The sequence below is a fragment of the Stenotrophomonas sp. YJH_SMC_54 genome, assembly GCF_059368435.1.
The window spans coordinates 80,632-93,807 of record NZ_JCAFRS010000001.1; the positions used below are offsets into that span (position 1 = coordinate 80,632).

Sequence of the window (13,176 nt, forward strand, 5' to 3'; positions counted from 1 at the left end):
GATCACCGGATGCCCCGCGCCTTTGCCGGCGCGGGGTTGTTGCCCCCCAAGATAGGTACCTCACGTAATGGACAACCGAACCAAAGCCCTGAACCTGGTTCCGATGGTGGTCGAGCAGACCAGCCGCGGCGAGCGTGCCTACGACATCTATTCGCGCCTGTTGAAGGAGCGCCTGATCTTCCTCGTGGGCCCCATCGACGATCACATGGCCAACGTGGTGGTGGCGCAGTTGCTGTTCCTGGAATCGGAAAACCCGGAAAAGGACATCAACATCTACATCAACTCGCCGGGTGGCGTGGTCACCGCCGGCATGGCGATCTACGACACCATGCAGTACATCAAGCCGAATGTGAGCACTACCTGCATCGGCCAGGCTGCCTCGATGGGTGCCCTGCTGCTGGCCGCGGGCGAAGCCGGCAAGCGCTATGCGCTGCCGAACTCGCGCGTGATGATCCACCAGCCGCTGGGTGGCTACCAGGGCCAGGCCACCGACATCGACATCCACGCGCGTGAGATCCTGACCCTGCGTTCGCGCCTGAACGAGGTGCTGGCCAAGCACACCGGCCAGTCGCTGGAGACGATCGCCCGCGACACCGAGCGCGACAACTTCAAGAGCGCCTTCGAGGCGCAGGCCTACGGTCTGGTCGACCAGGTCCTGGAGCGTCGTCCGGATGAGTCGATCCAGGCCGGTTGACCGGCCTTCACGGGGCCATGGAGGCCTCGTTCCTGCAGGGTCGGGCGGGACTGGTGTCCCCTCGGCCCTGTGCTATTCTCGAATCGAACCCCCGTTCAGCGGGTGGGGTAACTGGGTAAGCGAAGCATGAGCGAAGACCGCCAAGGTCGTTCCACGGACACCGGCAAGATCCTCTACTGCTCTTTCTGCGGCAAGAGCCAGCATGAAGTGCGCAAGCTGATTGCGGGTCCGAGCGTGTTCATCTGTGATGAATGCGTGGAGCTGTGCAACGACATCATCCGCGAGGAGCTTGAGGAAAAGGCGCAGTCGGCGCGCAGTTCGCTGCCGAAGCCGCGCGAGATCCTCGAGGTGCTCGACCAGTACGTGATCGGCCAGAACCGCGCCAAGCGCACCCTGGCCGTGGCCGTGTACAACCACTACAAGCGCATCGAGAGCCGGCAGAAGAACGACGACGTCGAACTGGCGAAGTCGAACATCCTGCTGGTCGGCCCGACCGGTTCGGGCAAGACCCTGCTGGCCGAGACCCTGGCCCGCCTGCTCAACGTGCCGTTCACCATGGCCGACGCCACCACGCTGACCGAAGCCGGTTACGTGGGTGAGGACGTGGAGAACATCATCCAGAAGCTGCTGCAGAAGTGCGACTACGACGTCGAGAAGGCGCAGCAGGGCATCGTCTACATCGATGAAATCGACAAGATCTCGCGCAAGAGCGAGAACCCGTCGATCACCCGCGATGTGTCCGGCGAAGGCGTGCAGCAGGCGCTGCTGAAGCTGATCGAAGGCACCGTGGCCAGCGTTCCGCCGCAGGGCGGCCGCAAGCACCCGCAGCAGGAATTCCTGCAGGTGGACACCAAGAACATCCTGTTCATCTGCGGCGGCGCGTTCGCCGGGCTGGACAAGGTGATCCAGGCCCGTTCCACCGACGTCGGCAGCATCGGCTTCGGTGCCAAGGTGAAGAGCAGCGAGCGCAAGCAGGAAGTGGGCAAGGTGCTGGCCGAAGTCGAGCCGGAAGACCTGATCAAGTTCGGCCTGATTCCGGAGTTCGTCGGCCGCCTGCCGGTGGTGGCGACCCTGGAGGAGCTGGACGAGCCGGCCCTGATTAAGATCCTGACCGAGCCGAAGAACGCCATCACCAAGCAGTTCAAGAAGCTGTTCGAGATGGAGAACGTCGAGCTGGAGTTCCGCCCGGACGCGTTGTCGGCCATTGCCCGCAAGGCGCTCAAGCGCAAGACCGGTGCCCGCGGCCTGCGCACCATCGTCGAATCGGTCCTGCTGGACACCATGTACGACCTGCCGTCGCAGGAAAACGTCAGCAAGGTGGTGGTGGACGAGTCGGTGATCGAGCACAAGTCCGAGCCGTACCTGATCTACCAGACCCCAGCGGCCCCTGAACAGAAGGCCGCAGGCGCCGAGTGATCCTTCCAGGTTGTTGATTGGAAAGGATTTTCAAGGAATGCCTTGCATCTGAAAGCCGATGGCCCCATAACGGGGCCATCGGCTTTTTTTGTCTCCGGAAGATGCCCTCCCGGAGGCGGTTTTCCCCCTTCCCTGGAGCCCCCATGGCCCGTTCCCCAAGTGAAACCCTCGACCTGCCGGTCCTGCCGCTGCGCGACGTAGTGGTGTTCCCGCACATGGTCATCCCGCTGTTCGTCGGCCGTGACAAGTCCATGCACGCGCTCGAACAGGCAATGGAGGCGGACAAGCGCATCCTGCTGCTGGCGCAGAAGTCGGCCGAAACCGATGACCCGCATGCGGCCGACCTCTACCAGGTCGGTACGCTGGCGCAGGTGCTGCAGCTGCTGAAGCTGCCCGACGGCACCATCAAGGTGCTGGTCGAAGGACTGTCGCGCGTACAGGTCACCCACGTCGACGAGCGCAACGGCTCGCTGCACGGCCAGGCGGTGGAGATCGAGGCCACTGACGAGCGCGAAGCGCGCGAGGTCGAGGCCATCGCCCGCTCGCTGATGTCGCTGTTCGAGCAGTACGTCAAGACCAACCGCAAGCTGCCGCCGGAGCTGTTGCAGACGTTGTCGGGCATTGATGAGCCGGCGCGCCTGGCCGACACCATCGCCGCGCACATCAGCGTGCGCCTGGCCGACAAGCAGCGCCTGCTGGAAACGCTGGCCGTGGGCGACCGCCTGGAAATGCTGGTCGGCCTGGTCGACGGCGAGATCGACGTGCAGCAGATGGAGAAGCGCATCCGCGGCCGCGTGAAGTCGCAGATGGAGAAGAGCCAGCGCGAGTACTACCTCAACGAACAGATGAAGGCCATCCAGAAGGAACTGGGTGACCTGGACGACGCACCAGGCGAGCTGGAAGAACTGGCCCGCAAGATCGCCGAAGCCGGCATGCCGAAGGCCGTTGAAGCCAAGGCGCGCAACGAACTGAACAAGCTCAAGCAGATGTCGCCGATGTCGGCCGAAGCCGCGGTGGTGCGCAACTACCTGGAGTGGCTGCTGGGCGTGCCGTGGAAGAAGCGCAGCAAGGTGCGCAAGGACCTGAAGGCCGCGCAGGACACCCTCGACGCCGACCACTACGGCCTGGAGAAGGTCAAGGAGCGCATCCTTGAATACCTGGCGGTGCAGTCGCGCGTGAAGCAGATGAAGGGCCCGATCCTGTGCCTGGTCGGGCCGCCGGGCGTGGGCAAGACTTCGCTGGGCCAGTCCATCGCCAAGGCCACCAACCGCAAGTTCGTGCGCATGTCGCTGGGCGGCGTGCGCGACGAGGCCGAGATCCGTGGCCACCGCCGTACCTACGTCGGTTCGATGCCGGGCCGCATCGTGCAGAACCTCAACAAGGTCGGCAGCAAGAACCCGCTGTTCGTGCTCGACGAGATCGACAAGATGTCGATGGACTTCCGTGGCGATCCGTCTTCGGCGCTGCTGGAAGTGCTCGATCCGGAGCAGAACAACGCGTTCAACGACCACTACCTGGAAGTTGATCTGGACCTGTCCGAAGTGATGTTCGTGGCCACCTCGAACTCGCTCAACATTCCGGGCCCGCTGCTGGACCGCATGGAAGTGATCCGCATCCCCGGCTACACCGAGGACGAGAAGCTCAACATCGCCACCCGTTACCTGGTGCCCAAGCAGATCAAGGCCAACGGACTGCAGCCGGAAGAACTGGAGATCGGCAGCGATGCCATCCAGGACATCGTGCGTTACTACACGCGCGAATCGGGCGTGCGCAACCTGGAACGCGAGATCGCCAAGATCTGCCGCAAGGTGGTCAAGGAGATCGCGCTGGCCGGCCCGCAGCCGGCGGCGAAGGCGAAGAAGGGTGCGAAGAAGAAGGCGCTGGTGAGCGTGTCCAGCAAGAACCTGGACAAGTACCTGGGCGTGCGTCGCTTCGACTTCGGCCGTGCCGAGGAAGAGAACGAGATCGGCCTGGTCACCGGCCTGGCCTGGACCGAGGTCGGCGGCGATCTTCTGCAGATCGAATCGACGCTGGTGCCGGGCAAGGGCCAGCTGATCCTGACCGGCCAGCTCGGCAACGTGATGAAGGAATCGGCTTCAGCGGCGCTGTCGGTGGTGCGTTCGCGCGCGGTCGGCTTCGGCATCGACAGCGACTTCCTGCAGAAGCACGACGTGCACCTGCACGTGCCCGATGGCGCCACCCCGAAGGACGGCCCGAGCGCCGGTGCGGCAATGGTCACCTCGCTGGTGTCGATGTTGACCAAGGTGCCGGTGCGTGCCGACGTGGCGATGACCGGCGAGATCACCCTGCGTGGTCGCGTCACCGCCATCGGTGGCCTGAAGGAAAAGCTGCTGGCGGCACTGCGTGGCGGCATCCGCACGGTCATCATCCCGGAAGAGAACCGCAAGGACCTGGCCGACATTCCGGCCAACGTCACCCGCGATCTGAAGATCGTCCCGGTGAAGTACATCGAAGAGGTCCTGGACCTGGCGCTGGAGCGTCCGTTGGCACCGAAGAAGGCGCGCAAGAGTGCGCAGCGTGTCACGGTGCGCAGCAAGGCCAAACCGAGTGGAAGCGCGCGCGTCAAGCATTGACGCGCGCTGTCCAATGGCCCGAAACCCGCGTCATTGCTGGCTTTCCAGCTTGCGTGGGGGTAGGGCCACTGGTATAAAAGCAGCACTCGCGAATGAGTGATCGCTGTCAGCGATGACTGAATCGGCGAACCGTTTCCACATGGTGGCCGCATGCAGAAGGCATGCGGTTGCTTCCCTGTCGAATAAGCGGAACCCACCGCCAAAGGAGTTGTAGAGAATGAACAAGACCGAATTGATCGATGCCGTTGCTGAAGCTGCCGACCTGACCAAGGCCGAGTCCAGCCGCGCTGTCGATGCCGTCGTTGCTGCCATCACCAAGGCGCTGAAGGACGGCGATGCGGTCACCCTGGTTGGCTTCGGTACCTTCCAGGTCCGCGACCGTGCTGCACGCACCGGCCGCAACCCGAAGACCGGCGACACCATCAAGATCGCTGCTTCGAAGAATCCGTCGTTCAAGGCTGGCAAGGCCCTGAAGGATGCTGTAAACTAAGCGGCTCGCTGGGGTGCTTAGCTCAGCGGTAGAGCGTCTCCTTTACACGGAGAGGGTCGGGGGTTCGAAACCCTCAGCACCCACCACAGCACCGCGGTAAAAGTTTGAGTGTGGAGCGGTAGTTCAGCTGGTTAGAATGCTGGCCTGTCACGCCGGAGGTCGCGGGTTCGAGTCCCGTCCGCTCCGCCATTCAACGAGGCCTCCGGCCAAAAGCTGGAGGCTTTGTTTTCTTCCCGGTCCAGGCCGGCTGGAAAGCAGAAAAAGCAACAATGCGGAGCGGTAGTTCAGCTGGTTAGAATGCTGGCCTGTCACGCCGGAGGTCGCGGGTTCGAGTCCCGTCCGCTCCGCCACTACATCGAGGCCCCCGGCCTGAAGCCGGGGGCCTTGTCTTCTCCCCGGAAGGTTCGGGAAGAAGGCGAAAGGTTTTGCAAGAACGGAGCGGTAGTTCAGCTGGTTAGAATGCTGGCCTGTCACGCCGGAGGTCGCGGGTTCGAGTCCCGTCCGCTCCGCCATTGCAGAATTCTTAAGTCCCTGTGAAAAAACTTTGAAAAAAGTGTTCACCGGGCTGGGTTTCCAGGGAGTCTTCGGATATACTGGGCGCCTGCAAAGTTTCAGCGCGGAGCGGTAGTTCAGCTGGTTAGAATGCTGGCCTGTCACGCCGGAGGTCGCGGGTTCGAGTCCCGTCCGCTCCGCCAACTCTAAAAGCCCTCGGCGCAAGCCGGGGGCTTTTTCTTTGTGCCGTCGGAAGCGGTGCGCAGGCCACGCCGGTGCTGCTTTTGGTCCCTGCGACGAAGCGGGTTACACTGCCGGGCTCGCCAATCAGGCCTTGTGATTCCTCACCATGCTGCAGAAACTCCGCGACAAGACCTCAGGCTGGATCGTCACCGTGATCCTGGGGCTGCTGATGATTCCGTTCCTGTTCGTGATCGACAACAGCTACCTCGGTGGCGTTGGCGCACAGAACGTGGCCAAGGTTTCCGCGCCGCCGACCTGGTGGCGTTCGGCACCGTCGTGGTGGCCGGTGCGCATGCTGTGGCAGCACCATGAGATCAGCGCGCAGGATTTCCGCACCCGCTTCGAGCAGGAGCGCATGCGTGAGCGCCAGCAGCAGGGCGAGAATTTCGACCCGCGCGCGTTTGAAAGCACCGAAAACAAGCTGGCCGTGCTCGATCAGCTGATCGACGAACAGGTCGTGCGCCTGGTCGGCGAGCAGGCCGGTGTCGTGATCGGCGATGGCGCGGTGCGCGAGTACATCGCCACCATCCCGGCCTTCCTCGATTCGAACGGCAAGTTCAACGAGAACAACTACCGCCTGGCGCTTGCCGGTGGCAATCCGCCGCGCACGCCGACCCAGTTCCAGGAACTGGTGCGTGAGAGCCTGCAGCAGTCGGTGATCCCGTCGGGCCTGCAGAACTCGGGCTTCGTTACCCAGTCCGAGACCGAGCGCCTGCTGAAGCTGCTGGGCGAGACCCGCGATGTCGAACTGGCCGCGCTGCCGGAAGTGCCGGCCGATACCGCGCCGGTGACCGACGCGCAGATCAAGCAGTGGTACGACAGCCATGGCAAGGACTTCCGCCAGGCCGAGAGCGTTTCGCTCGAGTACGTCGAGATCAATGGTGCGAACCTGCCGGCACCGACCGCCGCCGACGAAGCCACCCTGCGCAAGCGCTATGAAGACGAGAAGGCGAAGTTCACCACGCCGGAGCAGCGCCAGGCCTCGCATATCCTGATCACCGGCGACGGTGCCGAAGCCAAGGCGAACAAGATTGCCGCCGAAGCCAAGGCTGCCGGCGCCGACTTCGCTGCACTGGCCAAGGCCAACTCGGAAGACCCGGGTTCGAAGGGCCAGGGTGGTGACCTGGGTTGGGTCGAACGCGGCGCGATGGTCAAGCCGTTCGAAGATGCGCTGTTCGCTGCCAAGGCCGGTGACGTGATTGGTCCGGTCAAGACCGAGTTCGGCTATCACATCATCAAGGTTGCTGCGGTCCGTGGCGGCCAGGGCAAGTCCTTCGAGGAAGTGCGTGACACGCTGGCTGCCGAGCAGCTGAAGGCCGACGGCGAGCGCGGCTTCAACGAACTGGCCGGCCGTCTGGTCGACGCCATCAACAAGAGCCCGAGCGATCTGGCTGCCGCGGCCAAGGAAGTGAACCTGCCGCTGCAGACGCTGGGCCCGATCACCCGTGCCACCGCCAGTGGCATCGCCGCTGACCCGGGCGTGCTGCGTGCCGCCTTCTCCGACGTGCTGGTGCAGGACGGGACCGCCAGCGACCCGATCGCGCTGGGCGGCGCGACCAACCACAGTGTGGTCATCCGCGTGGCCGCACACACCCCGGAACAGGCCATGCCGCTGGACAAGGCGCGCGAGCAGGTGATCGCTGCGATCCGTGCCGACCGTCAGCGCCAGGCCAGCGACAAGGCGGCCGATGCCGTGCTGGCCAAGCTGAAGGCGGGCGCCACCCTGCAGTCGCTGGCGGCCAGCGAGAAGCTGCAGCTGAGCCCGATGCCGGGCCTGCCGCGCAGCCAGCCGGTACCGACCCCGGAAATCAACCGCGCGATCTTCAGCGCGCCGGTGCCGGCCGATGGCAAGCCGAGCTACGGCAAGGTCGATGTCAACGGCCATGCGTTGCTGTTCGCGGTGAACAAGGTGAACCCGGGCGACGTGAAGGAAGTGACCGCCGAGCAGCAGAAGCAGCTGAAGGACCAGCTGAGCCAGATCGATGGCATGGCTGCGGCCAAGGCCTATGTCGAGGCGATGCGCAAGAAGTTCGTGATCCAGACCACCGAAGCGAACCTGTAAGCCTCGCGGCGGGCAGGATCGAAGAAGGCCCGGCAATGCCGGGCCTTTTTTTGTCTTCGCGTCGTTTGTGGCGCGCTTGGCCTCTGGTAGTGGTCGAGCTTGCTCGACCGCCTTTTGTAAGGTCGAGCCGTGCTCGACTGCATCCGCTGGGCGCAGGCATGAAAAAGCCGAGCATGGGCTCGGCTCTATACGGGAGGCGCGCTTGGCCTGTGCGTCAATCCTCGACGCGCAGCACCGCGCCAGGCTTCAGCACGCTGCTGCCGCTCAGGCCGTTCAGCGACAGCAGGGCCTTCACCGGCATGCCGTAGCGGCGGGCGATGGTCCAGGCCGACTCGCCATCACGCACGGTGTGGCGGCGGCTGCGCGGACGGTCGGCGATCGCGGCGACGGTTCTGGTGACCTGCGGCGTCGGTACAGCGGCCGCCACCGGTGCGGTGGTGGCGACCAGCGCGGTCGCTGCCTCCGCTACCGTCGCATTTGCGGCCGAGACCGGCGCCAGCACGCGGGTGGTACCCGAGGGACGGCCACCGGAGGCCAGGGCTGGGTTGAGGCGGGCGATCCTGGCAGGGTCCAGGGCGCGCTGTGCGGCCCACTGCTGCACGCTGGTGCCCGCAGGCAGGGTGTGGTCCTTCAGCACCGGCACGGTGCGGTCCAGCGAGGCCATCACGCCAGGCTGGTCTTCCACGTCTTCCAGCACGCAGGCCAGGGCATGCAGCTTCTCGACGTAGGCATGGGTGACCGGCGACAGGCCGGGCAGCGCTGAAGGCTTGGCGTTCTGCGCGTTCATGCCAGCCTTGCGCATGGACTGCAGCACGCGGTACTCGCCGGCGTTGTAGGCCATGGTGGCCAGGCGCCAGTCGCCGCCGAACATGCCGTGCAGGGTCTTCAGGTAGCGCACTGCGGCCTGGGTCGAATCGACCGCCGACAGGCGGCCGTCATAGCCGTTGGTCATCGGCACGCGGTGGTTGCGCGCGGTGGTGGCGATGAACTGCCACAGGCCGGTCGGGCCGCTGCCATTGCGGGCATTGGGCCGGTAGCCGCTTTCCACGAAGGGAATCAGCGCGAACTCGGTGGGCAGGTCGGCCTTGCGCAGCTCTTCGACCACGTAGCCGAACAGCACCAGCGCATCGTCATCCTGGTTGGCCAGGCGCGAGGGGGCGTGGGCGAACTGCTTCTGCCAGCGCGGGCTGGTGGCCTCGGCGTCGCAGCTGGGTTCGGCCAGGCCGTCGCGGAAGCTGGTGAAGATCTCCTGGCCGTTACGCACCGAGGCTGCTGGCAGCGCGGACGGATCCAGCGGCAGGGCCGCGGCAGCGGTCAGGTTCTGGCTGATGCCGGCGCCCAGCGACTGTGCGCCCGCGGTTCCGGCCAGCCCCAGGGCAAGGCCCAGGGCCAGCGGCAGACTTCGGCGCATCATGCGCGGAAGCCGTCTTTCCAGTGCCGGAGACCGGCCATCACGTCGACGTCGTCAACGACGTCACGGCCCAGGTGTGCCGAGACCGACGCACGGATCGGCGCCGCGTGCACACGCAGGAAGGGATTGCAGTCGAATTCGTTGGCCAGGGTTACCGGCAGGGTGGAACGGTCATCGCGGCGCATGGCCAAAGCCTCCTCTTGGCGCTGCCACAGGGCAGCGTTGGCGGGGTCGACATGCCGCGCGAAGACGGCATTTGACACGGTGTACTCATGAGCGCAACAAAGCAGCAGTTGCGCGGGCAAGGTACCCAGCTTGCGCATCGATGCCAGCAGCTGGGACGGCGTACCTTCGAACAGACGTCCACAGCCCAGGCTGAACAACGAATCTCCGCTGAAAAGATGTTCAGCAGTGTGAAACGCGATGTGGCTGCGGGTATGCCCGGGCACGGATAGTACGTGGAACGTCCGGCCCAGTGCCTGAACGCGTTCACCTTTGCCGACCCGTTCGGTGGCCGTGGGGATGCGCTCTTCGACCGGCGCGATGACCCGTACACCGGGAAAACGAGCCTGCAGTGCGGGCACGCCACCGATGTGGTCGTCGTGGTGGTGGGTGAGCAGGATCGTGTCCACGCGCAGGCCCTGATCGGCCAGTGCGAGCACTGGCGCGGCATCGCCGGGGTCGACGACCACGGCAGTGCCATCGTCGGCGATCAGCGTCCAGATGTAGTTATCCGCGAATGCGGGCAGGGCAGTCAGTCGCATAGAATTGGACCATGCCCGCGCTGCAGAGCACCCGTCAAGCGAGCCAGACCCCGTGGTTCGACAGTGAGCCGGCGGCGGCGCTGCGCGTTCTGGAACGGCAGTTGCTGCTTCCGCAGCTGTCGGCGCTGCCCGCGCAGCCCTGGCTGTGGATCGCGCCGAGTGCGGCCTGGCTGGAGGATGCGCAGCTGGGTGGGCGCGGCCTGCGCCTGTACCGGCAGGGGCCGGGGCCGGGCTATGACGGCGATACCCGCTGCGGGCTGCCCTTGCCCCTGGCCAACGAGAGCGTCAATGCGATCGTGCTGCAGCATGTCACCACCGGCGATGCCGACCTGCTGCTCGACGAGTGCGAGCGCGTATTGATGCCGGGCGGCCATTTGTGGCTGAGCAGCCTCAATCCGTTCAGCCCCTACCGCACGCACTGGCGGCAGCATGGGCTGGTGGTGCGTACGCCGCAGCGGATCCGCCTGCTGCTCGGCCGCCATGGCCTGGAGTGCGACGATATGCGCTACCTCGGCCCGCTCTGGCGCAGTGCCGGCAACCGTCGCCCGGGGGGCTGGGCGCCATTGCGCGCGGCCTGCCTGTTCCATGCGGAGAAACGCACGCTGGCCCTGCCCGGGCCGAAACCGCTGCCGGTGCGCTGGCACGGCACCGTTGCTACCTGATTCTGGAGCTGTATTGAAAACCATCGAAATCCACACCGACGGATCCTGCCTCGGCAATCCCGGCCCCGGCGGCTGGGCTGCGTTGCTGCGCTACAAGGGCCACGAGCGCGAGCTCAGTGGCGGTGAAGCGCACACCACCAACAACCGGATGGAGCTGATGGCGGCCATTTCCGGGCTGGAGACGCTGACCGAGCCGTGCAACATCGTGCTCTACACCGATTCGCAGTACGTGCGGCAGGGCCTGACCCAGTGGATGCCCGGCTGGATCCGCAAGAACTGGAAGACCGCTGGCGGTGATCCGGTGAAGAACCGCGAGCTGTGGGAGCGCCTGCACGCGGCCACGCTGCGGCACCAGATCGACTGGCGTTGGGTGAAGGGCCACTCCGGCGACCCGGACAATGAGCGGGTGGATACCCTGGCCCGCAACGCGGCGATCCAGATCCGCGACGCCAGCCCGGTAAACTGAGCCCATGCGTCAGATCATCCTCGATACCGAAACCACCGGCCTGGAGTGGAAGAAGGGCAACCGCATCGTCGAAATCGGCTGCGTGGAGCTGTTCAAGCGCCGCCCGACCGGCAACAACTACCACCAGTACATCAAGCCGGACTGCGAGTTCGAACAGGGCGCGCAGGAAGTCACCGGCCTGACCCTGGAGTTCCTCGATGACAAGCCTGAATTCGCGCAGATCGCCGATGAGTTCCTGGCGTTCATCGATGGCGCCGAGCTGATCATCCACAACGCGGCGTTCGACCTTGGCTTCCTCGACAACGAGTTGTCGCTGCTGGGGCCGCAGTACGGAAAGATCGCCGACCGCTGCACGGTCATTGATACCCTGGCGATGGCGCGTGAGCGCTTCCCGGGCCAGCGCAACTCGCTGGATGCGCTGTGCAAGCGGCTGGGCGTGGACAACTCGCACCGTGCGCTGCATGGCGGCCTGCTCGATGCGCAGATCCTTGGCGATGTCTATATCGCACTGACCTCGGGCCAGGAAGAGATCGGCTTCGGCCTGGGCGATGACGACGGCGGCGGTGCCGGCGCGGCGTTGCAGGCTTTCGATACCAGCAAGCTGCTGCCGCGTCCGCGCGTGGTGGCTACGCCGTCGGAACTGGAAGCGCACGCTGCGCGGCTGGAACGGCTGCGCAAGAAGGCCGGCCACGCACTGTGGGATGGCCCGAAGGTGGAAGAGCCCGCCAGCGCGTAATACATCGAGGTAGTGCCGGCCGCTGGCCGGCATCGTCCTGATACGAGGTTCCCCGCGTGAGCCGGCCAGCGGCCGGCACTACCGCCTCCACGCATGGCGAGGCTCTACCGGTTAATGGCAGCGCACCAGGATCACGCTGATGTTGTCACGGCCACCGCCGTCGAGTGCGGCGGCGACCAGCGTATCCACGCATTCCTGCGCGCTGGCATCTTCGAATGCCAGGGTGCGGGCGATGCCGCGGTCATCCACTTCCTCGGTGAGACCGTCACTGCACAGCAGCAGCTGCATGCCCGGACGCAGCTCACCACTGGTGGTGGCCACGTTCAGGTGGGCTGGATCGGTCACGCCCAGTGCCTGGGTGACCACGTTGCGATGCGGATGCGCGCGCGCCTGTTCGGCGGTCAGGTTGCCCTGCGCGACCAGTTCCTGCACCACGCTGTGGTCCTGGCTGAGCTGCGCCAGCTGGCCGTCGCGCCACAGGTAGGCGCGGCTGTCGCCGACCCAGGCCACTTCATAGCGGTTGCCCTGCACACGCGCGGCGACCACGGTGGTGCCCATCGGCAACGTGTCGTTGCGCCGGCGCGAGGCGCGGATGATCTCTTCGTCGGCAGTGCGGATGGCCTGTGCCAGCGGTGCGCCGCGGCGGATCTCGCGCACGATGGTTTCGCGTGCCAGTGCACTGGCCACTTCGCCGCAGGCATGCCCGCCCATGCCGTCGGCCACCAGCCACAGGGCCAGCTCGCTGTCACCGTAGTAGGTGTCCTCGTTGAGCTCGCGGCGCATGCCGGGGTGGGTGAGGTGTCCGAATTCGATCATGGTAGGCAGGGCGGGTATTGCCGGGGGAGACAGGCATCATCGGGTGGCCGCAGGCATCCGGCAAGGCATGCGCCCAGGAAATTTTCAGTTCGTTGGCCGGAATGACTTGTCGTCGGCCTCACTTCCTCGTATGATGCGCGTCCCCGGTCCGCCGGGGACCACCCGGAGAGGTGGCAGAGTGGTTGAATGTACCTGACTCGAAATCAGGCAGGCGTTTATAGCGCCTCGGGGGTTCGAATCCCCCCCTCTCCGCCAGATAAAAGAAAAGGGCTGCCGAAAGGCAGCCCTTTTCTTTTATCTGGCGCGGGACGCGACGCGCGTTTCGCGCGC

At 65.3% G+C, this 13,176-nt stretch carries 11 protein-coding genes and 6 tRNA genes; 14 read left to right on the top strand and 3 right to left on the bottom strand.

Annotation, left to right across the window (positions count from 1 at the left end; all coding sequences use genetic code 11):
* Window positions 1-67 precede the first annotated feature (67 nt).
* From clpP to AC5P5S_RS00495, 10 genes are all read left to right on the top strand, one after another.
* The gene (gene clpP / locus AC5P5S_RS00450) at window positions 68-694 is read left to right on the top strand and encodes an ATP-dependent Clp endopeptidase proteolytic subunit ClpP (RefSeq protein WP_004146318.1); all 627 of its coding nucleotides are present in this window, start codon (window positions 68-70) and stop codon (window positions 692-694) included.
* 126 nt (window positions 695-820) lie between these two features.
* Window positions 821-2,110, top strand: coding sequence for an ATP-dependent Clp protease ATP-binding subunit ClpX (gene clpX / locus AC5P5S_RS00455; protein ID WP_004154600.1), 1,290 nt, complete (start codon window positions 821-823; stop codon window positions 2,108-2,110).
* 143 nt (window positions 2,111-2,253) lie between these two features.
* Entirely contained in the window at window positions 2,254-4,704 is a 2,451-nt protein-coding gene (gene lon, locus AC5P5S_RS00460) for an endopeptidase La (protein ID WP_062607692.1), read from the top strand.
* A 217-nt stretch (window positions 4,705-4,921) separates the two neighbouring features.
* Entirely contained in the window at window positions 4,922-5,194 is a 273-nt protein-coding gene (locus AC5P5S_RS00465) for an HU family DNA-binding protein (RefSeq protein ID WP_005408270.1), read from the top strand.
* 11 nt (window positions 5,195-5,205) lie between these two features.
* Window positions 5,206-5,280, top strand: a tRNA-Val gene (locus AC5P5S_RS00470).
* A gap of 26 nt (window positions 5,281-5,306) precedes the next feature.
* Window positions 5,307-5,383 (top strand) — tRNA-Asp (locus tag AC5P5S_RS00475).
* An 84-nt stretch (window positions 5,384-5,467) separates the two neighbouring features.
* Window positions 5,468-5,544 (top strand) — tRNA-Asp (locus tag AC5P5S_RS00480).
* 85 nt (window positions 5,545-5,629) lie between these two features.
* Window positions 5,630-5,706 (top strand) — tRNA-Asp (locus AC5P5S_RS00485).
* Window positions 5,707-5,812: 106 nt separating this feature from the next.
* Window positions 5,813-5,889, top strand: a tRNA-Asp gene (locus tag AC5P5S_RS00490).
* A gap of 146 nt (window positions 5,890-6,035) precedes the next feature.
* Complete coding sequence (locus AC5P5S_RS00495; RefSeq protein WP_005408271.1) at window positions 6,036-7,991, top strand: peptidyl-prolyl cis-trans isomerase; 1,956 nt, start codon at window positions 6,036-6,038, stop codon at window positions 7,989-7,991.
* A 214-nt stretch (window positions 7,992-8,205) separates the two neighbouring features.
* Here AC5P5S_RS00495 and AC5P5S_RS00500 read toward each other — a convergent pair whose 3' ends face one another.
* Window positions 8,206-9,405 carry a lytic transglycosylase domain-containing protein gene (locus AC5P5S_RS00500; protein WP_043033713.1) on the bottom strand — a complete coding sequence of 400 codons (1,200 nt, stop codon included), beginning with the start codon at window positions 9,403-9,405 and terminating at the stop codon, window positions 8,206-8,208.
* Complete coding sequence (gloB, locus tag AC5P5S_RS00505; RefSeq protein ID WP_062607691.1) at window positions 9,402-10,166, bottom strand: hydroxyacylglutathione hydrolase; 765 nt, start codon at window positions 10,164-10,166, stop codon at window positions 9,402-9,404. Before gloB ends, AC5P5S_RS00500 begins: the two co-directional genes overlap by 4 nt.
* Before the next feature lie 11 nt (window positions 10,167-10,177).
* On the opposite strand from gloB, the gene AC5P5S_RS00510 reads away from it, so the two are divergent.
* From AC5P5S_RS00510 to dnaQ, 3 genes are read left to right on the top strand one after another with little or no spacing between them, the layout of a single operon-like run.
* On the top strand, window positions 10,178-10,828 hold the full coding sequence (locus AC5P5S_RS00510; protein WP_062607689.1) for a class I SAM-dependent methyltransferase: 651 nt from the start codon (window positions 10,178-10,180) through the stop codon (window positions 10,826-10,828).
* 13 nt (window positions 10,829-10,841) lie between these two features.
* Entirely contained in the window at window positions 10,842-11,294 is a 453-nt protein-coding gene (gene rnhA, locus AC5P5S_RS00515) for a ribonuclease HI (protein WP_005408275.1), read from the top strand.
* A 4-nt stretch (window positions 11,295-11,298) separates the two neighbouring features.
* Window positions 11,299-12,030, top strand: a complete 732-nt coding sequence (dnaQ, locus tag AC5P5S_RS00520) for a DNA polymerase III subunit epsilon (protein WP_005408276.1) — start codon at window positions 11,299-11,301, stop codon at window positions 12,028-12,030.
* A gap of 111 nt (window positions 12,031-12,141) precedes the next feature.
* On the opposite strand, the gene AC5P5S_RS00525 is transcribed toward dnaQ, so the two are convergent.
* The gene (locus AC5P5S_RS00525; RefSeq protein WP_005408277.1) at window positions 12,142-12,846 is read right to left on the bottom strand and encodes a PP2C family protein-serine/threonine phosphatase; all 705 of its coding nucleotides are present in this window, start codon (window positions 12,844-12,846) and stop codon (window positions 12,142-12,144) included.
* 164 nt (window positions 12,847-13,010) lie between these two features.
* Here AC5P5S_RS00525 and AC5P5S_RS00530 point away from each other — a divergent pair.
* Window positions 13,011-13,101 (top strand) — tRNA-Ser (locus tag AC5P5S_RS00530).
* The last annotated feature ends 75 nt before the right edge of the window (window positions 13,102-13,176 follow it).

Bases quoted from the DNA above. Each gene is read 5' to 3' on its own strand.
- clpP (WP_004146318.1), top strand. From the start codon at position 68: ATGGACAACCGAACCAAAGCCCTGAACCTGGTTCCGATGGTGGTCGAG.
- clpX (WP_004154600.1), top strand. From the start codon at position 821: ATGAGCGAAGACCGCCAAGGTCGTTCCACGGACACCGGCAAGATCCTC.
- lon (WP_062607692.1), top strand. From the start codon at position 2,254: ATGGCCCGTTCCCCAAGTGAAACCCTCGACCTGCCGGTCCTGCCGCTG.
- AC5P5S_RS00465 (WP_005408270.1), top strand. From the start codon at position 4,922: ATGAACAAGACCGAATTGATCGATGCCGTTGCTGAAGCTGCCGACCTG.
- AC5P5S_RS00495 (WP_005408271.1), top strand. From the start codon at position 6,036: ATGCTGCAGAAACTCCGCGACAAGACCTCAGGCTGGATCGTCACCGTG.
- AC5P5S_RS00500 (WP_043033713.1), bottom strand. From the start codon at position 9,405: ATGATGCGCCGAAGTCTGCCGCTGGCCCTGGGCCTTGCCCTGGGGCTG.
- gloB (WP_062607691.1), bottom strand. From the start codon at position 10,166: ATGCGACTGACTGCCCTGCCCGCATTCGCGGATAACTACATCTGGACG.
- AC5P5S_RS00510 (WP_062607689.1), top strand. From the start codon at position 10,178: ATGCCCGCGCTGCAGAGCACCCGTCAAGCGAGCCAGACCCCGTGGTTC.
- dnaQ (WP_005408276.1), top strand. From the start codon at position 11,299: ATGCGTCAGATCATCCTCGATACCGAAACCACCGGCCTGGAGTGGAAG.
- AC5P5S_RS00525 (WP_005408277.1), bottom strand. From the start codon at position 12,846: ATGATCGAATTCGGACACCTCACCCACCCCGGCATGCGCCGCGAGCTC.